The organism is Nocardia sp. NPDC050710 (assembly GCF_040654375.1).
Classification (GTDB): domain Bacteria; phylum Actinomycetota; class Actinomycetes; order Mycobacteriales; family Mycobacteriaceae; genus Nocardia.
The window spans coordinates 62,229-85,649 of sequence record NZ_JBFAHV010000031.1; the positions used below are offsets into that span (position 1 = coordinate 62,229).

General features: G+C 66.3%; 23 protein-coding genes. 9 read left to right on the forward strand and 14 right to left on the reverse strand.

Going from position 1 to position 23,421, the window contains the following annotated elements:
- Nucleotides 1-6 precede the first annotated feature (6 nt).
- Nucleotides 7-501: a hypothetical protein gene (locus AB0H61_RS34910; RefSeq protein WP_357312058.1), complete on the reverse strand. Its 495-nt coding sequence runs from the start codon at nucleotides 499-501 to the stop codon at nucleotides 7-9.
- Between the two features lie 201 nt (nucleotides 502-702).
- Between AB0H61_RS34910 and AB0H61_RS34915 the strand changes: the two genes are divergently transcribed.
- Both AB0H61_RS34915 and AB0H61_RS34920 read left to right on the forward strand, forming a co-directional pair.
- Nucleotides 703-2,775, forward strand: coding sequence for a TerD family protein (locus AB0H61_RS34915; protein ID WP_357312060.1), 2,073 nt, complete (start codon nucleotides 703-705; stop codon nucleotides 2,773-2,775).
- A gap of 234 nt (nucleotides 2,776-3,009) precedes the next feature.
- Complete coding sequence (locus AB0H61_RS34920; RefSeq protein WP_357312063.1) at nucleotides 3,010-3,789, forward strand: NAD(P)H-binding protein; 780 nt, start codon at nucleotides 3,010-3,012, stop codon at nucleotides 3,787-3,789.
- A 37-nt stretch (nucleotides 3,790-3,826) separates the two neighbouring features.
- Here the strand turns inward: AB0H61_RS34920 and AB0H61_RS34925 are convergent, their stop codons facing one another.
- The 3 genes from AB0H61_RS34925 to AB0H61_RS34935 form a co-directional block, all read right to left on the reverse strand.
- A complete protein-coding gene (locus AB0H61_RS34925) occupies nucleotides 3,827-4,516 on the reverse strand; it encodes a TetR/AcrR family transcriptional regulator (RefSeq protein ID WP_357312064.1) in 690 nt (229 codons plus the stop codon).
- 44 nt (nucleotides 4,517-4,560) lie between these two features.
- Nucleotides 4,561-5,790: a cytochrome P450 gene (locus AB0H61_RS34930; RefSeq protein WP_357312066.1), complete on the reverse strand. Its 1,230-nt coding sequence runs from the start codon at nucleotides 5,788-5,790 to the stop codon at nucleotides 4,561-4,563.
- Nucleotides 5,791-6,102: 312 nt separating this feature from the next.
- Nucleotides 6,103-6,579 (reverse strand): SgcJ/EcaC family oxidoreductase, encoded by a 477-nt coding sequence (locus tag AB0H61_RS34935; protein ID WP_357312068.1) that lies wholly within the window; start codon nucleotides 6,577-6,579, stop codon nucleotides 6,103-6,105.
- Between the two features lie 188 nt (nucleotides 6,580-6,767).
- Here AB0H61_RS34935 and AB0H61_RS34940 point away from each other — a divergent pair, with 188 nt between their 5' ends.
- A complete protein-coding gene (locus AB0H61_RS34940) occupies nucleotides 6,768-7,205 on the forward strand; it encodes a group II truncated hemoglobin (protein WP_357312070.1) in 438 nt (145 codons plus the stop codon).
- A 3-nt stretch (nucleotides 7,206-7,208) separates the two neighbouring features.
- On the opposite strand, the gene AB0H61_RS34945 is transcribed toward AB0H61_RS34940, so the two are convergent.
- Nucleotides 7,209-7,502 (reverse strand): hypothetical protein, encoded by a 294-nt coding sequence (locus AB0H61_RS34945; protein WP_357312073.1) that lies wholly within the window; start codon nucleotides 7,500-7,502, stop codon nucleotides 7,209-7,211.
- Nucleotides 7,503-7,712: 210 nt separating this feature from the next.
- Between AB0H61_RS34945 and AB0H61_RS34950 the strand changes: the two genes are divergently transcribed.
- Entirely contained in the window at nucleotides 7,713-7,988 is a 276-nt protein-coding gene (locus AB0H61_RS34950; protein ID WP_357312117.1) for a hypothetical protein, read from the forward strand.
- On the opposite strand, the gene AB0H61_RS34955 is transcribed toward AB0H61_RS34950, so the two are convergent.
- From AB0H61_RS34955 to AB0H61_RS34975, 5 genes are all read right to left on the reverse strand, one after another.
- The gene (locus tag AB0H61_RS34955) at nucleotides 7,989-9,341 is read right to left on the reverse strand and encodes a VWA domain-containing protein (RefSeq protein WP_357312076.1); all 1,353 of its coding nucleotides are present in this window, start codon (nucleotides 9,339-9,341) and stop codon (nucleotides 7,989-7,991) included.
- Between the two features lie 126 nt (nucleotides 9,342-9,467).
- Complete coding sequence (locus AB0H61_RS34960; protein WP_357312078.1) at nucleotides 9,468-9,938, reverse strand: SRPBCC family protein; 471 nt, start codon at nucleotides 9,936-9,938, stop codon at nucleotides 9,468-9,470.
- Nucleotides 9,939-10,080: 142 nt separating this feature from the next.
- On the reverse strand, nucleotides 10,081-10,764 hold the full coding sequence (locus AB0H61_RS34965) for a hypothetical protein (protein ID WP_357312081.1): 684 nt from the start codon (nucleotides 10,762-10,764) through the stop codon (nucleotides 10,081-10,083).
- Between the two features lie 184 nt (nucleotides 10,765-10,948).
- A complete protein-coding gene (locus AB0H61_RS34970; protein WP_357312083.1) occupies nucleotides 10,949-11,506 on the reverse strand; it encodes a hypothetical protein in 558 nt (185 codons plus the stop codon).
- Between the two features lie 428 nt (nucleotides 11,507-11,934).
- Nucleotides 11,935-12,717, reverse strand: a complete 783-nt coding sequence (locus AB0H61_RS34975) for a helix-turn-helix transcriptional regulator (protein WP_357312085.1) — start codon at nucleotides 12,715-12,717, stop codon at nucleotides 11,935-11,937.
- Between the two features lie 281 nt (nucleotides 12,718-12,998).
- On the opposite strand from AB0H61_RS34975, the gene AB0H61_RS34980 reads away from it, so the two are divergent.
- Entirely contained in the window at nucleotides 12,999-13,196 is a 198-nt protein-coding gene (locus AB0H61_RS34980; RefSeq protein ID WP_357312087.1) for a hypothetical protein, read from the forward strand.
- A 17-nt stretch (nucleotides 13,197-13,213) separates the two neighbouring features.
- Here the strand turns inward: AB0H61_RS34980 and AB0H61_RS34985 are convergent, their stop codons facing one another.
- Both AB0H61_RS34985 and AB0H61_RS34990 read right to left on the reverse strand, forming a co-directional pair.
- Nucleotides 13,214-14,635 carry an MFS transporter gene (locus AB0H61_RS34985; RefSeq protein WP_357312089.1) on the reverse strand — a complete coding sequence of 474 codons (1,422 nt, stop codon included), beginning with the start codon at nucleotides 14,633-14,635 and terminating at the stop codon, nucleotides 13,214-13,216.
- Between the two features lie 106 nt (nucleotides 14,636-14,741).
- Nucleotides 14,742-15,272, reverse strand: a complete 531-nt coding sequence (locus AB0H61_RS34990; protein WP_357312091.1) for a CGNR zinc finger domain-containing protein — start codon at nucleotides 15,270-15,272, stop codon at nucleotides 14,742-14,744.
- Between the two features lie 38 nt (nucleotides 15,273-15,310).
- On the opposite strand from AB0H61_RS34990, the gene AB0H61_RS34995 reads away from it, so the two are divergent.
- Nucleotides 15,311-16,267: a DMT family transporter gene (locus tag AB0H61_RS34995; protein ID WP_357312093.1), complete on the forward strand. Its 957-nt coding sequence runs from the start codon at nucleotides 15,311-15,313 to the stop codon at nucleotides 16,265-16,267.
- 4 nt (nucleotides 16,268-16,271) lie between these two features.
- Here AB0H61_RS34995 and AB0H61_RS35000 read toward each other — a convergent pair whose 3' ends face one another.
- Complete coding sequence (locus AB0H61_RS35000) at nucleotides 16,272-19,175, reverse strand: UPF0182 family protein (RefSeq protein WP_357312096.1); 2,904 nt, start codon at nucleotides 19,173-19,175, stop codon at nucleotides 16,272-16,274.
- 329 nt (nucleotides 19,176-19,504) lie between these two features.
- Between AB0H61_RS35000 and AB0H61_RS35005 the strand changes: the two genes are divergently transcribed.
- On the forward strand, nucleotides 19,505-19,891 hold the full coding sequence (locus AB0H61_RS35005; protein ID WP_357312099.1) for an STAS/SEC14 domain-containing protein: 387 nt from the start codon (nucleotides 19,505-19,507) through the stop codon (nucleotides 19,889-19,891).
- A gap of 699 nt (nucleotides 19,892-20,590) precedes the next feature.
- On the opposite strand, the gene AB0H61_RS35010 is transcribed toward AB0H61_RS35005, so the two are convergent.
- Nucleotides 20,591-21,475, reverse strand: a complete 885-nt coding sequence (locus tag AB0H61_RS35010; RefSeq protein WP_357312102.1) for a LysR family transcriptional regulator — start codon at nucleotides 21,473-21,475, stop codon at nucleotides 20,591-20,593.
- Nucleotides 21,476-21,633: 158 nt separating this feature from the next.
- Between AB0H61_RS35010 and AB0H61_RS35015 the strand changes: the two genes are divergently transcribed.
- The gene (locus tag AB0H61_RS35015) at nucleotides 21,634-22,875 is read left to right on the forward strand and encodes a hypothetical protein (protein WP_357312104.1); all 1,242 of its coding nucleotides are present in this window, start codon (nucleotides 21,634-21,636) and stop codon (nucleotides 22,873-22,875) included.
- Nucleotides 22,876-23,018: 143 nt separating this feature from the next.
- Nucleotides 23,019-23,421 (forward strand): hypothetical protein (locus tag AB0H61_RS35020; protein WP_357312106.1); only part of this gene is annotated, 403 nt, incomplete at its 3' end.

Here is a 23,421-nt window from a genome sequence, read left to right on the forward strand (position 1 = left end):
ACCGCCCTACCGCCGCCGCCGTTTGCGCTTGGTCGCCGGTGGAACTTCCGACTCGGGCTTCGCGCTGAACCCGGTGACCTTGCCGAGAAGGGAGACGCCGGGGAGTTTGGCGAGCGCACCGAAGACTTCTTCGCCGAGCGAGACCAGCGCTTCCAGCCGGGGCAGCAGCCGGTCATAGGCGGCGAAGGCCGGGTCGGCCAGCGCCAGGGTGCGATCGAGGCGATCAATGGTCCAATTCAGCCGATCGATGGCCGTCGACAGATTCTCGATCAAATCCGGCAACTGCGCTGCCAGCTGGGCGGAGGCCGGTGGTAGCCGGACGGCGGCGTCGAAGGCGTGCCCGGCCGTGAGCTGCGCGGATTCGAGGGCCTGACCTGCGGCCGACTGCGCGGCCTCGACCGCGGACTGTGCGGCGGCCAGGATATCGGCGGGGCCGGGCACCCGCCCGCCCGGCTTCTTCGGGGGTGGCACCTTGCGGCCCGGCTGCTTCGGGGTGCTCATGAACACACTGTGCCGGACCTCGGGCCCGAACGGAAGGAACTCACGGACCGTCCGGTCTGTGTCGCGGCTCCGAGGACCTGCCACATCACCCGCCCACCACCATGCGTGCACGCGGCGACCAGCCGCTCCCGGCTGCCGCGCCCCGTCTGCGACGGCCGACCCGTTCGGCGTGTCGGAGGGTCGTGGCACTATTCGAGCACAATGAAACTCAGCAAAGGCGCCAACGCACCCGTCCCGACATCGCTTCTAGCCGTGGTTGTTTCATGGCGCTCGGAGCATGTGCTGGATGCGCACGCACTGTTGCTGGCCGAATCCGGCGCGGTGCGCTCGGATCGGGATCTGGTGTTCTTCAACGCACCCCGGCACGTGTCCCAGGCCGTGACCCTCGATCAGGAGCCCGAGCCGGGAACCGCTCGGCTGAGCGTTTCGCTGCCGCGTACCGAATCCGAGGTGGACCGGATCATCGTCAGCGGCTCGCTCGACGACGGCACCTTCGGCGATGTCACTGGCCTGGCCGTGACCGTCTTGGACGCCGACGGCCCGGTCGCGCACTACGAGATCGAGGATTCGGACGCGGTCGCCGCCATGATGTTCGGCGAGTTCTACCGCCGCGACGGACGGTGGCGGTTCCGTGCCATCGGTCAGGGCTGGACCAGCGGGCTGGCGGGGCTGGTCACTGAATTCGGGGTCACCGTCGATGATCACGAAGCGCGGTCCGCGCGGGCTTCCAACCCGTTCGCCCGGCCGGGGCAGACGAACTCGTATCCGGCGGCTCGATGGGCTCCGGGATCGAACGGATATCGCGAGCCGGACCCCGGCTCCGTGTCATCGACGCGCACACCCCACCCGGCTGCCGTCCACCATGCAACCCAGCAGGTGCGCCACGCGGCGTCAGCGGCCCGCGGCTCCACCGATTCGACTGCCGCTGAACGTATCCCGGCGAGCGGATACGCATCATCCGGGGCGCAGAACGGGACCGCCGATTCCCACGCGGACACGAACCTTCCGCTATCGCAGGCGGCGACATCACCGGCGGCGGCATCGCAGGCCGGGGCATCGGGCGGGCAAAACCGTCCCGCCGTCGACTCGCCGCCCGATCAACGCACCGCAACCGACGCGTCGCGGTTCCACCCCGCACCGCGATCACACCGCCCGGTCGATCTCACGCGACGATCGACCGAGCCGCCGCCCGCACCCCCGGCTCCCCCGCCGAACCCCGAACGCGCCGACTGGCACCCGGATCCGGAGGATGCCGCTCGCATGCGGTGGTGGGATGGGACCGAGTGGACCTCGGCCACCCACCGGCGGCGGCAGCCGGATGCACGGAATTGCGATCGTTGCGGAAATCCGCGGCGCCGCAAGCTGTTCGGCGGACTACAGGAATGCCAGAGCTGCGCGATCGAGATCGAGGAGTTCCTCACGCACTGGCACACCCAGGCCTGGCGGGCTCTCACGGCCTCCGGACCGCGGGGCGCGGAGTGGGCGGCGCTGTGGGCATCGTTGCGGTATCAGCGGATCGAGGAGAGCGTGGGCCGGGCGGCGCTGCGCGATGTGGCGCTGAGCTATGTGGAGCGGTTGGCGACCTTCGCCTTCGCCGACGGGGAAATCGCCCAGTCGGAGTTCGAGGCGTTCGAGGATGCCATCGACGAGTTGGCGGTGACCGGTCCGCTGGTCGAGGATCTGCGCAGGCGGATGCATCGCGGCCGGACCCTGTCGCGGCTGCGAGAGGGCGAACTTCCGGTGGTGCGTACGCCCGGTCTGCACCTGGATCCGGAGGAACGTGTGCATCTGGATCTGCCCGCCACCCATATCCGGCAGCTGGCTCGCGGCCCGAAACTCACCGCGGGCAGGTTGATCGCCAGCAATAAGAAGCTACGCTTCGTCGGCTCCGGCGCGGGCGCCGAAATGCCGTGGAACCGTGTTGTTTCCGTCCATGCCGAGCAGGGCTCGGTGGTGATCGCGGCGACCTCGGCCCGCGGTGGCGCGGTCTTCGACGTCGACGATCCGGACTATGTCGCCGCCGCACTGGAGGGCGCGCTGCGGGTGGCCAAACGTCTGGTGCTCACGCCGGGCCAGCGCGACTCCCGCAGCATCCCTCAGGAGGTCAAGGCCGAGGTGTGGCAACGCGACGGCGGCAAATGCGTCGAGTGCGGCAGCGGCCACTACCTCGAGTTCGACCACATCATCCCGCTCAGCCGGGGCGGCGCCACCAGCGCGAGCAATCTGCAGATCCTGTGCAGATCGTGCAATCGCACCAAGGGCGCCCGCATCTGAGGCGGGCACCGGGTCGACACGCCGAGTAGGGCGCATTTCGCGTTCGTAACCGGCGCACCGCGCCCGAGCGCGCGACGGCTGTGCGGACCACGGCCCGAGGCCCGCTAACGTATCCTCGCGCCGCCCAGCACCCGTAGTGGCGAAACAGACATATGCGAAGTCACACATTGAGTCGCACCGGGTGCCTCCGTACCGTGCCATACGCCAAACAGTGTTGTTGGGAGGAGCGAACCCATGCGGGTTGCAGTTATCGGAGGGACCGGGGTACTCGGCGGCGCCGTCGTGCACGAGCTGGCCGCACGCGGGCACCAGGTCATCGTTGTCAGTCGGACGGCACCGCGAGTTCTGCTGCCGGGCACCGAACATCGCGCGGCGGATCTCACCACCGGGTCGGGGGTCGCCGCCGCGCTGGCGAGCTGCGACACCGTCGTCGATGCGGCGAATTCCGTCACCAAGAGTAAATCGCTGCTGGTCGACGGCGTGCGCAGGCTGCTGGAGGCCGAACAGCAGGCCGGTGTCGGTCATCACGTCGAAATCTCCATCGTCGGATGCGATCTCGTGCCGTACGCGTACTACCGGACGAAGGTGGCCCAGGAGCACGTGGTCACCACCGGCCCCGTGCCGTGGACGCTATTGCGCGCCACCCAGTTCCACGAATTGATCACCCAATTCGTCAGCCTGCCGAGCCGATTGCGGATCGCGCCCCATTCGACCCTGAAATTCCAGCCGGTCGATGTCGGCGCGGTAGCCGTCCGCCTCGCCGACGCGGTCGGCCAGGGGCCCTCGGGACGGATGCCCGATCTCGGTGGGCCAACCGTGCATACCTTCACCGAGCTCGCGCAGATCTACCGAGCGCACCAGCACCGCTCGGCACTACCGATGCCGATCCCGACTCCCGGTCGCGCCGGCCGTGCTGTCCGCGGCGGGGCGCTGTGCCTCGACGACACGGGCGAGGCGCGCGGCAGGGGCTACGCCGCGTGGCTCGCCGACCGAACCGACCCGACGGCGGGCTGATATCGAAGGCGGTACCGGATTCCGTTGCGCCGGTACCTCACCCGCCGGTCAGTCCCGCCGTCCGACCCAGATCGGCCAGCATGGCGTCGAACAGGATCTCCGGATGCGACAGCGGGATCGGGTAGTTCCCGAACACCTCGAGCGTGACGTGCCCGTACAAGCGGGCCCAGATCTGGATCATCAGATATGTCACGCCCAGGTCCAGCTTTTCGGCCGGAAACTTCTGCCCGGACTCGGAAAGCGCTGCCAGCAGTTCCGATTGGAACAGCACCAGATCCTCGCGCAGTTCCGCGGGAATGACATCGGTCGGTGGGGTCACGATGTCATAGGTCGCCAGTAGCCGCCCGGCGGCCGCCAGGAAGATGCGGCCGAACGGTTCGTCGAAGCGGCGCATCATCCTCGCCTGCCCGCCGCCGGGCGAGGCGAACACCAGGGTGAATTCCTTGGTGTGCGCCAGCGCCCAGCGTCGAAAACCCTTGCAGATGGCGAAGAACTGCACCGCGCCGTCATCGGCCAGGGTGGCGATCTCGGCGGAGAGCTGGGCGGCCAGATCGGCGCAGAACTCCAGCCGCAGGCTCTCCAGCAGATCGTCCCGGGACTTGTAGTACCGGTACAGCGCGGGCGCGGTGATGCCGAGCTCGCGCGCGATGGCCCGCAGGGTGACCGCGTCGGGCCCCTGTTCGGCCAGCAGCGCGTGGGCGACGCGCCGGATGTCCGCGTCGGTCACGACCGGCGCGCGCCCTCGAGGTTTCGAGGTTGTCACCACTCGATTCAAGCGTATTCGACTTCCCAGCGCTTGATTCCGTTCAGCCAGCCCGAGCGCAGCCGGACCGGATCGGAGACCTGGCGCAGATTCGGCATCACATCGGCGATGGCGTTGAACATCAGATCGATCTGCAACCGGGCCAGGTTGGCGCCGACACAGTAGTGCGTGCCGGTACCGCCGAAGCCGACATGCGGGTTGGGGTTGCGCAGCACATTGAAGGTGAACGGATCCTCGAAGCCGTCCTCATCGAAGTTGGCCGAGCTGTAGAACAGTCCGACCCGCTGCCCCTTCTTGATCTGCTGACCGCCGATCTCGGTGTCCTGGGTGGCGGTGCGCTGGAAGGCGGTCACCGGGGTGGCCCAGCGGACGATCTCGTCGGGCGCGGTGCGCGGACGCTGCTCCTTGTAGAGCTCCCACTGCTCGGGGTTATCCACGAAAGCCTTCATGCCGTGGGTGATCGAGTTGCGAGTTGTTTCATTGCCCGCCACCGAGAGCAGGATGACGAAGAACGCGAACTCGTCCGATCCGAGCTGTTCGCCGTTGATATCGGCGTTGATCAGCTGGGTGACGATATCGTCGGCCGGGCACTTGCGCCGATCCTCGGCCATATTCCAGGCGTAGCCCATGACTTCGGCGGTCGCGACATGGTGGTTGCCGTCGAATTCCGGGTCGTCGTAGGAGATCATCTGGTTGGTCCAGTCGAACAGCTTCTTGCGGTCGTCCTGCGGGACTCCGATGAGTTCGGCGATGGCCTGTAGCGGCAGCTCACAGGCGACCTGTTCGACGAAATCGCCGCGGCCGCTCTTCTTGGCGTCGTGCACGATCCTGGCCGCGCGCTCGGTGAGGGCGGCGCGCAGGCTCTCCACCGCACGCGGGGTGAAGCCCTTGGAGATGATGCGTCGGGTCTTGGTGTGCTGCGGCGGGTCCTGGTTCAGCATCAACATGTCGCCGAGCATGTCGATCTGCTCGCGGGTCGTCTCTTCGTTGAAACGGATGATCGCGGTGTTCTCGTGCGAGGAGAAGATCTCGGGATTCTTCGAGATCTCCTTGATGTCGGCGAGTTTGGAGACGACCCAGTAGCCGCCGTCGTCGAAGCCGCTGGCCCGACCGGACTGGGCGCACCACCAGACCGGGGCGGTTTTGCGCAGTTCGGCGAACTCTTCGATGGGCAGCCTGGTGGCGAGCAGGTCGGGGTCGGTGAAATCGAATCCCGCGGGGATGGAGGTGACGGTCACGGCTATCTCCTATCGGTCTGGGCTGCAGACCTCACAACGCTGTGTTTGGTCGGCGACGCTCCGGGACCCCGCGTAGTCACGCTGCAGTACCGCCTGCGGGTCCGTCGCTCGCACCGCCGTATGGAACACGTTCCATAGAGATGGAACCACACAACCCACCTTCGTGAACAGCGTTTAGTAAAACCTGTTTACTTTTGTTGCCCGCACGCCGACCCGTCGCCCGGCACGCCACCATCGAACACACCCGTCGGCTCCCAGGGCGTTGACGGACAGCCACCGGGGCGTCACTAGTCGACCACGGAACGGAACCGCCTAGTTCGCCCGCGCCCGGTCCGTGCGCCAACGCACATACCGGCTGAACAGGTCCACGATGAGGCCGCCGCTCGGCACCGGCCGCACCCTGGTGTTGTGGAATGCGGTGACCTCCCAGCCGCCGGCGGTCCGGTGCAGCACCCAGGTGTTGCGGGAACGGCGCCCCTTCGAAGCCTCACGCTGCCAGGCGAATACGACCGCACCGGTGCCGTGCACCACCGCGATGTCGTCGGTGACGAAGCGGATCGACTCGATCTCGCCCTCGAGCCTGGTCCCGAAGAGCACGCCGTCGAACAATCCCGCGTGCAGCTCGCGGTTGGCCTTCCGGCCCCGCAGCAACGTGCCGTCGAACGCCACATAGTCACTGTCCTCGGCGAATTCGGCCGCATACGCCGCGGCGTCGTTATCCGCCCATGCCTGCGTCGCGCGCCCGATCAATTCCCCGATCCGGATCTCACCCTCGGTCCGCTCGCCCATAGCTACTCCCCTGCCTCGCCGCCGGAACCCTTCGATCATCCGCCGAAACCCGCTCAGCGGCATGGGGGATCGCCCTGAACCAACCCCGTACTTTCCGGTACGCCCAGCGCGAAACCGAGGACGCCGGGCGCGGCCGCGGCTTCTAATGGGAACCACACATCGCGCGAATCTCGCTGAAGGGATCTGTCATGACCAGCATGTACGAGCACGCAGGCGGCGAGGAGGCATTGCACCAGGTCGAGGAGGCGTTCTACGACAAGGTGCTCGCCGATCCGGTGCTGAAAACCCAATTCACCGAGCGACGCCCGGGCCACGTCGACCATCTCACCTGGTTCACCTCCGAATCCTTCGGTGGGCCGGACCGCTTCACCCGTGAACTGGGCTTCGACTACATCATCGCCGTGCACCGCGGGTTGAAGGTCACCGACGAACAGCGCGAACGGTTCGCGGCGCTGTACCTCGAGGCATTCGAAGAGGCCGGGCTGCTGGACAATCCGGCCTTCCGAGATGCGGTCCGCTCACACGTCGAGTTCGGCGCGCAAGTGGCGCAGCAGAATTCGCACGCCGAAACCGAGGACGAGCTGCATCCGATCCGCGCCGTACCGCACTGGACCTGGGAGGACTGACGCTCAGGCGCCGATCACCGCGTTCATGATGGTGCCCGCGCTGGTCGCCACCACACCGCCGACCATCGCGCCCGCCACCATCTTCGGGGATTGCAGACCGCTGCCGCTCCACTTCTCCCAGGCGAATCTGCCGCCCGCGTAGATGATGCTGACAGTGCCGGATAGCATCGCGAACCAGGTCATATACCGCACGAACTGCATGATCTTGTCCGAGAGCGGCGGCGCCTCCGGGGTGGGGTTACCTACCTGCGCCAACGTGACAAAGGTATCGCCGATCGATGTCAGCATGATGCTCACCGCCAGATCTCTCTGCGCCCGCGAGGGGCGAAATCCATTCGAGTACCACCACATTCGCGGTGGCACAGCTCCGCCACGCAGTTCCCATCATCCAGAGCGGCCCGGGCTCCCGCAAGCTGGTAACTGCGTCGTATCGGAGAAACCGATACGATCCATGGTGATGCCCCACCGGTCCGGAATCCCGCCCGAATCAGAATGAGTAGCACGCCAATGATCCTGGTTACCGCCTACGACACCCTGGCGCAGATCGGCAACCCCTCGCCAGAGGCTCCGCCGATCTCCGACAAGTTTCTCCAGCTGGTCCGCTACCTGACATGGTTCGTCCTGCTGTCGGGAGTCTGCGGCATCATTTACGCGGGCGGCAGGTTCGCCTGGGAGAAGTGGAGCGGCGGCGGGCTGGAATCCCCGAAGATGGTGGCCGGGGCCATGATCGGCGGCGTGGTCGCGACCAGCGCGGGCACCATCATGAACGCCGTCATCGGCTGATCAGGTGAGGATGCCCGCTGCGCGGGCGGCGCGCAGCCAGTCCGGGAATTCGCCGAGCAGACGCGCGTACAACTCCCCGTCGTCGACCCGGTCGATGTCGTCGAGGGCGAAGAAGCCCGCGTTGTCGACGCGTCGGCCGTCCATCTCGTCCAGGGTGCGCAACAGTCCGTAGTTGGCGCGACCGAGCCCGACGAACTGCCAGAACGCAGGCAGCTGCGAGGCCACCCGCATCAGCTCGGCGATCTCCCGTTTCTTGGCGAAACCCCCATCGGTGAAGAACAATACGAGCGTCGGTCGATCGCCCGGCCGCAGCGCATCGATGATGGCGCGCATGATCGGCAGCTCATCGTTGCGAGCGCCGAGGGCGTCATAGTCGATGCCCTCGTGCGTGCCGGCCAGGTGCAGGAAGGTCTGCGCCCACTGTTCGCCGTGCTGCACCTCGATATCCGGGAGCTTGACGAAGGATCGCGCGTAGAGGTACGCCTCCAGGGTGCCGTCGTCGTCGAGTTGGGTGGCGATCGGGATCATGCGATCGACGACGCGGTGCACGACCTGCTTCTTGTACTGCGCGAGCATGCTGCCGGTCTTATCGATGACCAGCACGACGTGGGCCCGAATCCCGAACGCGGACTTGTTGATCAGGACCTTCGCGACGGCTCGTTTGCGCAGATCCAGTGTGCCGCGTTTGTCGAAGGACAGTGCGGCTTCGCCGGGGACGGTGCGGACCTCGGGTTCGGCGAGCGTCGGCGGTGCCGCCACCGGCACGGCGGGGGCCGGTTGCGCACCGGGCACCGTGGCATCCCCGGACACGGCCGGGACGCCGGTCGCCGCGGAGATCGGTGCGGCGTCCGCGTCCTCGTCGTCGACGCTCACCCCATGATCGGTGACGAGCGACGCGAACCCACCCGCGTACCCCTGCCCGACCGCACGGACCTTCCATTCCGCGCCGCGGCGATACAGCTCGAGCGCGATCACCACGGACTCACTGTCCAGCCCGTCGATCGTGTACTCGTACAGCAGATTTCCCGTCGGATCGGCGACGGTGACAACCGGTGCGGCGAACCGCCCGAAAGCGGCCGACGGATCGTCCAGGGTGATGACCGCACGCAGTTGAGCGATGTCGGCGGGTACCTCGGCGAGCGAAACCGCCAGCGCGGCGGGCGCTCCCGACCGCAGCTCGACCCCGGGCGCGCTCGGCTGATTGAAGAATACGAAATCGGCGTCGAACCGGACCTTCCCGGCCTCGGTCACCAACAGGGCCGACAGATCGGCCGCCGCGGCCGACCGCATCGACACCACGACCTGCGGTGCCGACAGCGGCCCGTTCTGCCCCTTGACCAGCGAAGTACCCACCGAGACTCCTATATTCGATCCACGCCCCGGCTCAGCGTACGGCAGCAATGCCCGGGCATGCGGTCGGTTCGAGAGCCGAACCGCCGATATCGGTTCGGGTCCATGGGAGCCGGTGCGTGCCGCGAGCTATCCCGCGGAACGCTCGATCGACTCCGCATAGCCCACCTCGATCTGCTGGCGCAGATTCTTCTCGGTGTGCCGAATCGCGGGACCGATGAACGCCTGGAGGATGCGATCGAGCGCGCGTCCCGCCAGGCCGCCCGGCACCGTGTAGTCGATGATCGCCGTGATCTCGGTGGTCGTCGCATCGATCGGGGCGAAGGTCCAGCGGACGGTGCCCTCGATCCCCTTGATCGCGTGTAGCGTCACCACCGAATCCTCCACCCACTCGGTCACTTCGGCCCGCAGGTGCAGGGTGGTCGGTCCGAGGTGCAGCGCGGTATCGAAGACCGCGCCGACGCCCGAGGTCTGTTCGCCGACCGGCGTGAAGTGCTTCACACCGAACATCCATCGCGGCACCGTCTCGTGATCGGCCACGTAGGTGAAGGCGAATTCGATCGGCGCGTTTCCGATCGCGCTGTGCGTGACATGCCCCATGGTTGTTCCCCTTTCGGTCGGCTACCCGCCTCGTCCGAGGGTAGGTGCTGACCGCGGGGGTGCGCTCGTCGAGCGACGAGGTGAAAGCAATTGCGGCCGTGTGACTTCGGTGGGCGCAACCGCCGCACGACCACGCCGCGGTTCAGCCGACGAATTCGCGGTCGCCGTAGCGAACGACGCCGGGCCAGTCGGCGCCGAGGTCGGTGACGAAGCGCCGAGCCAGATCCAGATCGGCGAGTGCGGCGACCAGCACCAGGGTGTTCGACTCGGTGACGGAACCACCGACCAGGCGTTCCCGAACGGCCGGGTCGGCGGCCAGCGTATCGCGGAATCGGTGCACATCGACATTCGGAATCTCGACGGTGAACGCGTCGACTCCCGACGCATGCTGGGGCAGATATTCGAAGGTCAGCACCAATTCCTGTCCGAACACGGTGCGCACCTGCTCGGCGATCCGATGCAGATCCGGTGCGTCGACGCAGGCCAGGTGGAATTCGCGGGAGCGCTCATAGGTGGCCTGCTGTTGTTCCTCGGACCAGAAGACCCCGCTGACCAGCGTGGAGCCGACCGGTAGTGCGATATGTTGCAGTGCGATCCCGTCGACCCGGAGTTCGAACGCCTCGAGGCGGGTGCGCAGGCGCAGGTCCTCGGGATCGGTGATGGTCGCGGTATTGTCGGTGGCGAACAGTTCCGCCGTGGGCTGTAACGGATTTCCCGCCGCACAGGCCGCAGGGGCGGCGTCGGCGGTGCCGCTCATCGGGCCCGCCGTGACGAGCAAGGCGGCAAGCACCAGCGTGATCCGTGCGGTGATCGGCTCGAATGTCATCGAATCCCCATCGCTGTAGTCGCCGAGCAGTGTGTGGAACCGGGCAGCTCAGCATAGGGCCGCAGTGACAACACCGACCGTCGACACCCCCGCCGCACGCCGAAGAGGCGTCGGGGATCTTCCCGACACCTCATCAGCCGCTTCACATATCGTGGGGATCTCCCACGAAACCCTCCGGCGGCGATCAGATCAGCATGCCGTCGTAGCAGAGGCTGGACGAGCGCCAGGACGGCTGGGGGCCGGTGCCGGGGTCGAAGGCCCAGTGCGAAATCGCCCCTGCCGCACGCCAATAGAGAACGCCCCGGCTATCCGCCACCGCCTCGTAGATGTCCTCACTGCCCTCGATCAGCTGGCTGCCGACGCAGTAGTCGTTGTAGTCGGTGCCCGGCTGGCGCGCGCCCGCGCTGAATCGGCCCGTCGGGTTGCCGCGCGCGCCGGGGTTGTCGACGGTGCTGTTCCTGCCCGCCGACTGGCCCGGGTACCACCGCGGGTAACCGAGCACATCCAGCCCGCAGTTGTAGGCCCGGCCGCCCGCGACGACACCCGCGCCCTGCGGATGCGCCTCCCCCGCCCACAGGCAGTCCGCCCCGGCGGATGCCGAGGCGGGGCCCGCGCCGAAGCCGAGACCACCCGCGGCGAACGCCAGGGCCGACAGCAGGGTCAGCACCCCGCCCTTCGAAATCGTCCGAAACGCACCGTGCCGTGATTCAGCGGTACACCGGTTTGTCATGAATGTGCCCATCGACGTCTCCGTTCGTCAGCGATGCCCGTCCGCCCGACGTCGATCGGGGGCCGAGGGCGAGTTTTCATCCCGATGCGTAATGTACCGTTATCTAACGGCACGTTACTCCTCGGTATCGCCAACTGTGGGAAGGCCATGAAGATGCCAGGTACTGCGCCCGACGCTCAGAACCGGCTACGAGTTGTGCGGATCGCCCTCCCGCACGGATGGGTACCGGTCGATCGGAAGTCGAAGGCAACCGGAAGCGCGCCACCCGAATTCGGGCGCAGTCGGCAGCACACCCGCGACCGCTTGGTATCCGCCACAACCGCTTCCGGGGGCGATGGGGTCCGGCACACCCCTGGCCATCTCCCTTGACGGTCAGTTGGACTCGGTCAGGGTTCGCCGGATCCGCTCGATCGAGATACACCGCGTGCCGTCATTGCTGATCAGTCCGCACTTCGAGTGCCGAGGAAGAACCGAATCCAACCCGGATAGTTACCGGCGTCGAGGTCGAAGACCTGAATATTCAGCAGAAAGGAGTTTCCGGTCAACAGATCGCGCATGCGGAACTGGTGATCGGCGGCGTAGGCCACCTCGCCCGCACTCCACATGCGCCGGAACTCCGGATAGCGCCCGAGTTCATCGAGCATCTGCGCCGGCCATTCGGATGAACCGGACTGCCCGATCCGCCCGCGCAAAGCCGCCACCGTCTGCATCGCCGCATGCTCCCAATCGAGTAAGACGCGCCCCGACATCTGGTTACCGAACAGCCAGTGCAGAACACTGCCGCCCTCGGATAAACCCGGCATGGCGGCGACGGCGGAGTCGTTCAACGCCAGAATGTTCCAGCGCGAATCGAAATATCCGGCCGGATCCGCTCCGTGCATCGCCAAACTCCGGCGCATATCGGGCGTGATCTCGGCGCGTAACTGCGCGACAGCCGGAACGGCGCCCAAATGCAGGCCCGCCAGATCGAACAGGTGCCTGCGCTCGACGCCCGACAATGGGCTGACCCGGTCGAGATGGGCAACCAGCGCGTCTACCACTGCCCTGGTCGGATGGTCGCGGTCACCCACCTCGAGGTGGTTGATATAGCTCGAACTCACCCCCGCCGCCACCGCGAGTCGCTCTCTCGATATCCGCCGGTCGTCGCGTAAACGTCGCAGAAACCCGCCGAATGTCGGCGGCGTCGACCACGGAAACGCATCCGCATCTGCCGAACCAGCCACCCCGCACCCACTCCCGTGCTGCCTTATCGATTACCGCGCCGCCAGGCACACGTGCCGCAGCGGTTCCTTGCCGGAACAATAGCCACCGATGTGCTGTCCGTGCGGGATATGCGCAGGCGAACGCCGCCCGAATTGCCTGACCGATCGGTTATCGCGCCAATCCGCACCTGATGGCGCGACGACTGCGGTAGCCTCCCGACCTGTCCCACCGAGGCCCGAGGACCGCGGGCCATGGGACAACCGGGCCGACAACACTGACGCTCAACAGATCGGTCACCGTTATGGAGAAAGCCGACCACGCCCAGGCTCAGGTCTTCCTGCACCTGCTCACCCACGAAGCACGGACTCTCACACACGAGATCATGCGCACCTACGGTCCCGCCGCCCACCACCTCGAGGCCGAACTGCGCATGGTGCAGCGCTATATCGCACGTCTCCAGCGCCGTTTCCCCGACACGAGGACCCACCATCCGGGCTGAGCTCGGATCCGATGTGGTCACCGAATACGTTCCGGAAGGGTGGATTTGCTCGTGGCGGCCATTCCGATCGAGATGGCCACCGCGACGATCAGCAGTGCCGCCGCGACCGCGAAGGCACTTCGCATCCCCGCGGTGACGGCATCGGGGGTCGCCGTGCCGATATCGGATGTGGCCGCGGCGAACGCGAACACCGCACCCATGGCCGATGCGCCGGTAATGAGTCCGAGGTTGCGCGAAAGGCTGAGCATGCCGGAGATGACGCCGCGCTGATCCGGGTCGGCGTCGAGCATGACCGCGGTGTTGTTGGCCGCCTGGAACAGTTGATAGCCGGGGGTCAGGACGGCGATGCCCGCGAGATAACCGGCCAGACCCCACATCCCCGGAAATACAACCAGCGCAACCGTTCCGGCCGTCATCGCGATCAGTCCGACCACGACGGTGAACGGCGCACCCCGACGATCGACGATCCGACCCGCCGGGATACCGCTGAGTACGGAGATGGCCGGACCGATCGACATGACGATCCCCACCCAGACATTCTCGAGCCCGAGCGCCCGTGACAGATAGAAGGGCCCGACCACCAGCGTCGTCATCATTACGGTCGAGACGAGCGCGTTCGTGGCCAGCCCGGTGCTCAATGCCCTGTCGCGCAATGCCGCCAACCGGATCAATGGTGATGCCACCCTCGCCTCGGCGAATACGAACAGGCACAACCCGAGTACGGCGGCCGACAGCAACGCAACGGTCGCCCGATCGAAACGTCCGCCACCGACCGTCACGGCGAGGGCGTAGGCCGCGAGTGTCAGACCGAGCAACAGTGTGCCCGCACCGTCGAAACCGTCCCGATCGCTCGTCGCCCGGTCGCCGTCGACGGGCATATACCGATGGGCGAGCAGGAAGTCGACGATGCCCAGCGGCACCATGACGAAAAAGATTGCCCGCCAACCGGGTCCGGCGAGCAGCACGCCGCCGAGCGACGGGCCCAGCGCGGTGCCGACCGCGGACATCGTTCCGAGCAACCCCATGGCACTACCGGTCCTGGCCTTCGGAACCGTCTCGCGGACGAGCGCCAACGCAAGCGCCATCAGAACGGCCGCTCCGAGACCCTGCAATGCCCGGGCGGCAATCAGTATCCCCAGGGTCGGCGCGATACCGCACAGAATCGACGCCACCGTGAAGACGACGATTCCGGCCAAGAGCACGCGCCGGTGCCCCAGCACATCACCGAGCCGCCCCACACCGACGATCAGAATGGTGATGGCCAGGAGATAGGCCAGCACGACCCATTGGACCCCGTAGAACGAGGCCGTGAATGCCCGAGCCAGCTCGGGCAGCGCGACATTCGCGATGCTGGTGCCGAGCGAGGACAGCAATATCGATAGTGCGAGGCTGCCGATCGCCCATCGAATCGAAGGTGTTCGTCCGCCGTTGTCGTTCATGCGGTCAGATTCGCGAGACGGCTCGATTCGGGCAACATGTGTTGCCGAAAATGGGAATCGAGCGTCACTCGCGGTATTCGGCCCGCGGAGGTTGAATGATCCCGGCTTATTTCTTCCTCGCGCGGTAGGCCGCGACAGCATTGCGGTTTCCGCATGCGGTGCTACAGAAGCGTCGAGATCGGTTGCGGGACAGGTCGAGAACGATGCCCTGGCACGCGCTGTCGGCGCAGATGGACAGTCGGCTCATTTCGTCGGAGCGGATCAGATCGATCATCGCCATCGCGGTCTCCACGGCGATCCGGACCGGCAGCGGCGCGGCCGGGGGTACCGCGTGGATGTGGTAGTCGATTTCGCCGTGCCGGACGAGTTGCGGCACCGCTCGATACTCCGCCAGGGTCTCGTTCACCAGCCGCACCGCCGTATCTCGATCACTGGTGAGCATCTCGCGCAGCGGTGCCCGCAGCGCGCGGACCGCCGCGAGCTCAGCGGCGGTACGCGCATGCACGCCGGTGTAGACATGCCTGACGAAAAACTCGTCGAGCTGGGCGATTTCGGTCAGCGTATCCGGATCCTCCGCGGAATTCACCAGCTCCACCGCCGCAATCAACGATGCCTCGGTGTCATTAGCAAAAGCCATGTTGACATATTACACCCTCGGCCTTAGCGTCATTACCCATGGCAGTGATTACCCATGACAGTGCCGTGCGGCGACAACTCCGATCCGGACTGATCTGCGCGGTGGTATCCGCAACGTCGTTCGGCCTGTCCGGCCCGCTGGCGCGCGGCTTGATGAACGCCGGCTGGAGCTCCGCCTCCGTGGTAGCGGTCCGGGTACTCGTAGCCGCCGCCGTCCTCGTGCCGATCGCCGCAGCGCAACTGCGTGGCGACTGGAACCTGCTGCGCCGCAACGCATCACTGATCACCGCATACGGTCTGGTCGCCGTCTCCGGTACCCAGCTCGCCTATTTCAACGCCGTCGCTCATATGGAGGTCGGGGTTGCGCTGCTCATCGAATACACCGCCCCGATCGCCGTCGTGGGCTGGCTGTGGCTACGCCATAGCCAACGCCCCACGGTGACCACCGTCGTCGGCGCCGCGCTCGGGATCACCGGTCTGATATTGGTCATCGACCTGCGCTCCGGTCTCACCACCAGCTGGGTCGGCATCGCCTGGGCACTGGCCGCCATGATCGGCGCGGCGGCCTACTTCGTACTCTCCGCCCACGGCGACGGCAGTCTCCCCGGCACCGTCCTCGCCGCCGGTGGACTCCTCACCGGCGGACTCGTCCTACTGGCCGCGGGCGCGATCGGCATCGTCCCCCTCCACGCGACCACGAATCCGGTTGTCTTCCAAGACTTCACCATCGCCTGGTGGCCCCCGGTACTGGTCCTCGGCACGGTGACCGCCGCCCTCGCCTATGTATCCGGCATCGCCGCCACCCGCCTGCTCGGCTCCCGCTTGGCCTCCTTCACAGCCCTGTTGGAGGTCCTGGCCGCCCTCACCTTCGCGTGGACACTCCTCGGCGAAGCCCCCCGCCCCATCCAACTACTCGGCGGCGCGCTGATCCTCATCGGCGTCATAGTCGTCCGCCGCGGCGAACTCGCCACCCCGGACGCACCCGACCGCGCCTGAAGCGTCATCCACCGGGTCGACCGAGCTCGTTCACCTGCTCTTGGAGACGTTCGAGGGCCTCGCGCATGGCGTTGATCTGTGCGTTGAGTTCATCGATCTTCGCCTGATCCAGGGCCGGTGGAGTAGGTGACGGAAGCGCCGGTGGTGGCAGCACGCTCGGCTGCTCGCCCGAGGGCACCGGGGTGGCGGGGCCACCGCCGGGCGCGGTGGCGATTCTGCCGGTGGCGATGCCGAATACTTGGTCGAGCGCCTCGGCGAGGGTCGGTGCGTAGCCGACGCGGACGCCGCCGGTGCCGGGGTCGCGGTAGCTGACGAGGACCCGCGCCAATTGGGGGAAGGTGGATCCGTTCGGCGTCGTCGAAATCCGTTCGGTGAACAGTGGTTCGACGTAGAGCACGCCGCCGTCGGCGATTGGCAGGGTGAGCAGATTGCCGTACTGGATCCGGTTCGAACGCTCGAGCAGGGTTCGCTCGGATGCCACCCTGGTATCGGAGATCATCGAGTTCTGGATCTGCTGCGGGCCCTGGGTGAGGGTATCGGTGGGCAGGTACAGGACGCTGATCTTGCCGTAATTCTCCGGATCGGAGTGAGCGGAGACGTAGGCGGAGAGGAACTCTCGGTTGAATCCGACCATCGCGCTGGACAGCCGGAACGACGGCTGGGCATTGCCCGGGTCGCCGAGCAGGACATAGAACGGGTGCTGGTGCGGGTTGGTGTCAACGGTCGGGTCGCTGGGCACCGACCAGAAAGCGTTGGTGGTGAAGAACTCTCGCGGTTCGTCCACGTGATATTTGGCGAGCATTTCGCGCTGGATCGTGAACAGGTCCTCCGGGTACCGGAAGTGGGCGCGCAGCTCGGGGCTGATCGATTCCTGAGGTTCGACCGTGCCGGGGAATACCTTCATCCAGGCCGCCAGGACCGGGTCCTGCTGGTCGACCTGGTAGAGGGTGACCGTGCCGTCGTAGGCGTCGACGGTGGCCTTGATCGAGTTCCGTAGGTAGGAGATCTCGCGGGGATGGCGCATGCCGGCGTCCTGCCCCGGCTCGAGAGCTTCCAGTGAGCTGCGTTTGGCGTACGGGTAGCCGTCGATCGTGGTGTACGCGTCGACAATCCAGACGATCCGTCCGCCGACGACCGCCGGGTAGGGATCGTTGTCCGTCGTCAGCCAGGGCGCGACGAGTTCGACGCGGTGTCGCGGGTCCCGGTTGAAGATGATCTTCGAGTCGGGCCCGATCGCCTTGGAGAAGATGATGTTGCGTTCGGTGTAGGTCGTGGCGAAGGCCAGGCGGTTGAGCCAGTTCCCGATCGAGACGCCGCCGGAGCCGGCGTAGGTGTACTTGGTGGTGTCGGTGTCGTACTCGCGGGGTTCGGTGCCGCCACCGACAATGGCGTAGTCCGGGTCGGCCTGCGCGATCACCTCGCCGTAGTAGATCCGGGGCTGAGCCACCGGGATCAGCTGGTGCCCCGCCGCCAGTGAGGCGATATCGCTGACCGCGTAGATCGGGTATCCGCTGTTGCTGCTGGCGGCATCACCCGCGGCGTCGCGCACCGCGGCGTTGACACGGTTGGCCGGTGCGGCGACGAATCCATTTCCGTGGGTGTAGACGGTGTGCCGATTGACCCAGTGAGTCTGGTTGCCGCTCAGCGCGCTGGGGGTCAGCTCACGAGCCGCGACCACGTAGTCGCGCACATGCCCGTCGATGGGGTACCGATCCAGGTCCAGATTCGCCGGGAAGCTGTAGAAGTTCTTCAGCTGTTGCTGCTGGGTAAAGGTTCGCGAGAGCACGTTCGGGTCGAGCAACCGAGCGTTGGCGATCGTGGTCAGGTCCGCCGCCACGTCCTGCGGAGCCTTCGCGCCGACCCCCGGGTAGGCCTGGTAGTCGACCCGGTCGCCGCCGATCCCGTACGCCTGCCGGGTCGCCGCGATATTGCGTTCGATGTAGGGGCTTTCCATATCGGCGGCATTCGGGCGGACCGAGAACTGCTCGACCACCAGCGGCCAGACACCGCCCACCAGAATCGAAGACACCAGCAGCAGCGCGGCAGCCATCGCCGGAATCCGCAGGTCCCGCACCACGACGGCGGAGAACACCGCCACGGCGCAGATGACGGCGATCGCGAAGAGAATGAGGCGAGCGGGCAGTACCGCGTTGATGTCGGCGTAGCCGGCCCCCGCGAAGGTCGGCTCCTTGCTGTCACTCGACAGCAGCGAATATCGGTCGAGCCAGTACGCGGCCGCCTTCAGGACGAAGAATATGCCGACGAGCACCACCAGCTGCACCCGGGCCGCATGGATCAGACCGACCGGCTTCCTGGACAGTCGCAGACCCCCGAGCAGGTAGTGCGTCGACAAACTGGCCACGAATGCGAGGACCGTGGCGGCGAACAGCCAGTTCACAACCATCCGGTAGAAGGGCAGGTCGAAGACATAGAACCCGATATCGTGGCCGAACTGGGGATCCTCCACACCGAACGACCCGCCGTGGATGAACAGTTGAACGGTCACCCACTTCGACTGCGCGGCCAATCCACAGAGGAGGCCCACCACGACCGAGATTCCCAGCCCGAACACCAACGGCCAGCGCAGCACGATGGCGCGGTACGGACGCAGGGGGTCTTCTTCCCCGGAACCGGAGAAGAGGGGACGGAACCGGAACGCGAGCCACATCGCCGCGAACAGGACACCGCCGATGAACAGTGCGACCGTGACGAACAACGCCACCCGGGTGAGCAGCACGGTCAGCCAAACACCGCGAAAGCCGACTTCCCCGAACCACAGCCAGTTGATATAGACGCCGGTCAGACCGGGAATGACCAGCAATGACACAAGGAACACCGTGAGGGCGATCAATAGAACTCGCGCCCTGCGACTCAACCGCGGCAAACCGGGGCCGTCACGTGCGCTCATCTCCCACACTCCCGTGGCTGCGAGGGGCTGAAAGGTGTTCGGCCGAACGCGTGAACATATGACCCGATTCTACCGGCGGCGCAGTGCGCGATCCGCGCGCCGAATGTGCCCGCCCGCCGCCACGGATAGCAGTGTCCGGCCGTGCGCTCGGCATGGCCGCGGCGACCGCGGTGCGGAGTTCGAGCAGCTGTGCCGGTATCACCCGCGACGGGCGATACCGGCGGTGCCGGTTTGCCGATAACGTCAGCGGTCCCCCCGGGTCTGCACAGCCCGACCCAGCCCGGCTTCGTGTCCGTCGATTTCCAGAGACTCGGGAAAGGCAAGCACGGATGAGTATCGAGACGATCAGCAAACTCCCCGCTGGAGTTCTCGGATTCCGCGGTAGCGGCGTCATCACCGCCGACGACTACCGCACCGTCCTCGATCCGGAGATCAAAAAAGCCGTCGACGCGCGCCGGCGAATCAACCTCGTCTACGTCCTGGGCGCCGATTTCGACCGCTACTCCCTCGGTGCCATGTGGCAGGACACGCTGCTGGCGACCGTCCCGCACAAGGAATGGGGCCGAATCGCGTTGGTCACCGATCACCGGGCTCTGGGAGAAGCAGTGCATCTGCTGGCGTTCATGCTCCCGGGCGAAGTAAAGGTCTTCGCCGCCGCGCAGGAGACAGACGCGATCGAATGGGTCTCGCACTTCCCTGATTCCACTGCCGCCTAGGCGATTGTCCGATCGAGACCCGCGGGTCATTCTGAACCCGCTCGGGCTCAGCACGCCATGCCGGAATATGCACGTCATCGAGCCCAGGCGGGTGGGAACAGTCGGCAGACCGGGAGGTATGTGGGCGGACTTGGAGGAACGTACAAAGCGATCCAGGTGAACCGGGTCGAATTTCGGATTTCTTGTTCTAGCTGCACTGTCGGCGAAACGGTGTACTTACTCGCACCGCGCTAGGTAGCTGCCCTGTGAAGACCCGTCTGTATCTGCCGATGCGCGGCGCCACCCTCCTATTCACCGAGTATTGCCGATAGCCAGGTGGGGTTTCCTCGCCGGAAGGATCGACAGGTGCGACGTGTACGAAATCGAGTGGACCGGTGCTGTCGAGCCGCGATCCCCGACCTGGGCGGTTCCGTCGCTGATCACCGAACCCATTCCACCGACCGATGGGCGAGCCGACCATTACGGAGCAGTCCTCGCCCGACCGCGCCGTCCGACCGAAGCCAAGCTATGCAATGCCATGTGACAGTCCATTTCGCGGGTTGGCCGCCAATGCACTACCGAGCCGATTCCACAGCAGCGCACACCTTCGGGAAGGCGGTGTACGCAATGGGAATGGCGACAATTCTGATCGACCACGATATGCGCGAAGCTCTGCGGCCTATGCCCTGTCAACGCCTGTGGCGATGAACGAACGCCCCCTCATTCCGGTGGGAAATGACCTTCCATCACATCGAGAAACCGGCGACTCGTCGGCGAGGGTTGCTCGCCGGCCCATGCCACCGCCATGGGAACCATTGGCACGCCCACAATGTCGCGAAATACGACCCCGGGTCGCGTCGCCAGGGCTACCCCCCGGGTGACGAAGCCGATTCCGGCGCCCGCGGCGACCAATCCGGCCAGTGTGGTCACCGGGGTAACCTCCTGCACGATTCGAGGTTCGACACCGGCCGCGCGGAACAATGCGGTCACCTTGTCGAACAGCACCGGCCCGACATTGCGAGGCGCGGTAAGCATCGGTTCATCGGCCAGGTCCGCGAAGGTGATGCGGGACTGCTCCGTGAGGCGGTGGCCCACCGGTATCGCCAGCACCAAACGTTCGCCGGGCAGGGCGCGCATGCGCAGTTGAGGACGTTGCACCGGGGGATGCAATACACCGAGGTCGACCTCGCCCCGATCGAGTGCGAGTTCCAATGCGGGCGAGTTGATTTCGACGAGATCGACCGTCACGTCGGGGTAGCGGCTGCGAAACGCCTGCACCGCCTGCGGCAGTGAGGTGTAGGAAGCGATCACCGTGAATCCGAGACGCAGCCGACCATCCAGGCCCTGTGCGGCGCGCCGGGCCGCGTCGGCGGCTCGTTCGCCCTGTGCGGTCGCGGCTCGCGCCGGCGCGAGGAAGGCCTGTCCGGCCGCGGTGAGCCGGACGCCACGGCGGTCGCGCTCGAGCAATGCCGTGCCGACATCGCGTTCGAGGGTCCGAATGCGTTGACTCAACGCCGGCTGGCTGAGGTGCAACTCCATGGCCGCCCGGCCGAAGTGCAAGGTCTCTGCCACGCGGAGGAAGCATTCGATCGACCGCAAATCCACCCTGTGATCGTATGTCACTATCACCGACACCGAAATTCCGATTGAAGGCAATCACAGCGCCATCAAAACTGGGCCCTATGACCGGATTGAAAATTCTCTCGGCCTGCCTTGCGCTAGCCGCTGTCGCCGCCTGCGATTCAAGCGATCGCACTACCGGCGTGACCCTCGAACGGGTCGTCGCTCTCTCCGACGGCGACTTCCTCGCGAGCACCTACGTCGACGGAATCCTTCCCCCCGCCGAATCCGGTTACCGCGACCTCGTCACCACGGTCCGCGTCCGCGACGGCGAGGTCCGTACCCAACAGATCGAAGTATCCAACTCGGTCACGGCGGCACCCGAGGTTCTCGCCCTCTCCCCCGACGGTGCCACCGCTTTCGTGGCCGAGCGATTGGGCAGCCGCAGCCCGGGCGACACCAAAGCCCAGCAATTGCCACCCGGAAATCGCCTCCTCGCCGTCCACATCTCCGATGACGACACCATGACACTGGCCGACTCCGTCACCATCGCCTCCGCACCGGAGGCGCTCGCGCTCAGTCCGGATGGAACACGCGTCGCCGTTGTCTCCAATACCGCCGATGCCACGGAGTTGCAGTTGGTGTCGTGGAACGCCGAAGGATTCGGTGAACCGGTCCGATACAACCTCGCCGCGCTCGGCATAACCGGTAACTCATCCGGCCCCCGGGGTGGCGTACTGGCCACCAACGTGCAGTGGCATCCCAACGGCCGCGCGCTGGCTGTCAATATCGCCACGCAGAACAGGGTGGCGTTCTTCTCCGTCGACGCATCGTCGGAAGGCGGTGCCGCCGTACGTCCGTGGGGTGCACCGGTAACCACCGGCACCGATCCCTTCGTCGGCCGGTTCACCCCCGACGGCCGCCACTATGTCACATCGGACTGGGGCCGTAACCTGGCCTCTACCAACATCGCCGAACGCCTTCCGGCCGAACGGTCGAAAATCAGCGTCATCCGGCTCGACCTCGGCCCAGCCGCGAACCATCGGATAACGGCCACCGCGGAATCGGATAAATCCGCCGAAGGGCTGGCTGTCAGCCCCACTGGCGAATACATCGCGACAGTCAATATGCGCGGCACCGCCTTTCCGCCCGGCACGCCCGGCTACGACGACACAGCCTCGGTAAGTCTGCTGCGCATCGACGCCGCCACCGGCGCATTGACCAAGATCGGTGACTACCCACTCGATGGCGTCCTACCCGAAGGCGGCGCCTTCGACGCCACCGGAAAGTACTTCCTGGCCACCGTCTTTCAAGGCCGCGACGCCGCCGCACCGGGATCGGGGTTGCAGGTCTATCGCGTCGGATCGGACCGGAGCCCCGGACTCACCCCGGTACAGCGCATCCCCCTGCCCCACGGTGTCCACCATGTTGCCGCCGGCTCGTGAGTCGCTCCCCCTGTAGTCGGGCAGTGTGGCCTGGTTTGAACGCCGGTGTGCGAGCTGCTCCCTGGTGGTGCGTGACGGTGCGTCGATGGCACAGCACGCACACACCGCACCGGTTCGAGACGGCCCTGATCGAGAATCAGCCCATGGAAGTTCCTGGACTGCTTCACAGCGCGACCGACCTGGTTCCGGTAGAGGCGAGAAGCGATGCCGATTTGTCGAAGGAGCACGTCCGCGAATATCTCCGCCACGACGAATGGGAGATCGCACTCGGCATCCTCCAAGACTTCGACGGCATCCAATGGCAGTCCGTCGAGTACTGGAACCTCCTGGCCGCTGCGGCACAACAGATGTGGCTCGAACACGACGCCGCTTGGTGTCTCTGGCGCCGCGCCGAAACCCGGTGCGGCGCCATCATCAAAGCCACCCTCCAACTCATCGCCCCGGAAGTCGGCGGCCGCCGACGTCCGCTCCCCGCCACCCGCGACGTTGGACCGCAGTTGGCCCACGGGTGCCCCAATCTCGCCCCCCGGTCCGCCCACCAGCCCC

What these genes read in the sequence shown, in the direction of transcription:
- AB0H61_RS34965 (WP_357312081.1), bottom strand. Translation starts at nt 10,764, where the DNA reads ATGACATTCGAGCCGATCACCGCACGGATCACGCTGGTGCTTGCCGCC.
- AB0H61_RS34990 (WP_357312091.1), bottom strand. Translation starts at nt 15,272, where the DNA reads ATGGCTTTTGCTAATGACACCGAGGCATCGTTGATTGCGGCGGTGGAG.
- AB0H61_RS35005 (WP_357312099.1), top strand. Translation starts at nt 19,505, where the DNA reads ATGAGTATCGAGACGATCAGCAAACTCCCCGCTGGAGTTCTCGGATTC.
- AB0H61_RS34915 (WP_357312060.1), top strand. Translation starts at nt 703, where the DNA reads ATGAAACTCAGCAAAGGCGCCAACGCACCCGTCCCGACATCGCTTCTA.
- AB0H61_RS34950 (WP_357312117.1), top strand. Translation starts at nt 7,713, where the DNA reads ATGATCCTGGTTACCGCCTACGACACCCTGGCGCAGATCGGCAACCCC.
- AB0H61_RS34935 (WP_357312068.1), bottom strand. Translation starts at nt 6,579, where the DNA reads ATGGGCGAGCGGACCGAGGGTGAGATCCGGATCGGGGAATTGATCGGG.
- AB0H61_RS34940 (WP_357312070.1), top strand. Translation starts at nt 6,768, where the DNA reads ATGACCAGCATGTACGAGCACGCAGGCGGCGAGGAGGCATTGCACCAG.
- AB0H61_RS34960 (WP_357312078.1), bottom strand. Translation starts at nt 9,938, where the DNA reads ATGGGGCATGTCACGCACAGCGCGATCGGAAACGCGCCGATCGAATTC.
- AB0H61_RS34995 (WP_357312093.1), top strand. Translation starts at nt 15,311, where the DNA reads ATGGCAGTGATTACCCATGACAGTGCCGTGCGGCGACAACTCCGATCC.
- AB0H61_RS34985 (WP_357312089.1), bottom strand. Translation starts at nt 14,635, where the DNA reads ATGAACGACAACGGCGGACGAACACCTTCGATTCGATGGGCGATCGGC.
- AB0H61_RS35000 (WP_357312096.1), bottom strand. Translation starts at nt 19,175, where the DNA reads ATGAGCGCACGTGACGGCCCCGGTTTGCCGCGGTTGAGTCGCAGGGCG.
- AB0H61_RS34970 (WP_357312083.1), bottom strand. Translation starts at nt 11,506, where the DNA reads ATGGGCACATTCATGACAAACCGGTGTACCGCTGAATCACGGCACGGT.
- AB0H61_RS34910 (WP_357312058.1), bottom strand. Translation starts at nt 501, where the DNA reads ATGAGCACCCCGAAGCAGCCGGGCCGCAAGGTGCCACCCCCGAAGAAG.
- AB0H61_RS34980 (WP_357312087.1), top strand. Translation starts at nt 12,999, where the DNA reads ATGGAGAAAGCCGACCACGCCCAGGCTCAGGTCTTCCTGCACCTGCTC.
- AB0H61_RS34920 (WP_357312063.1), top strand. Translation starts at nt 3,010, where the DNA reads ATGCGGGTTGCAGTTATCGGAGGGACCGGGGTACTCGGCGGCGCCGTC.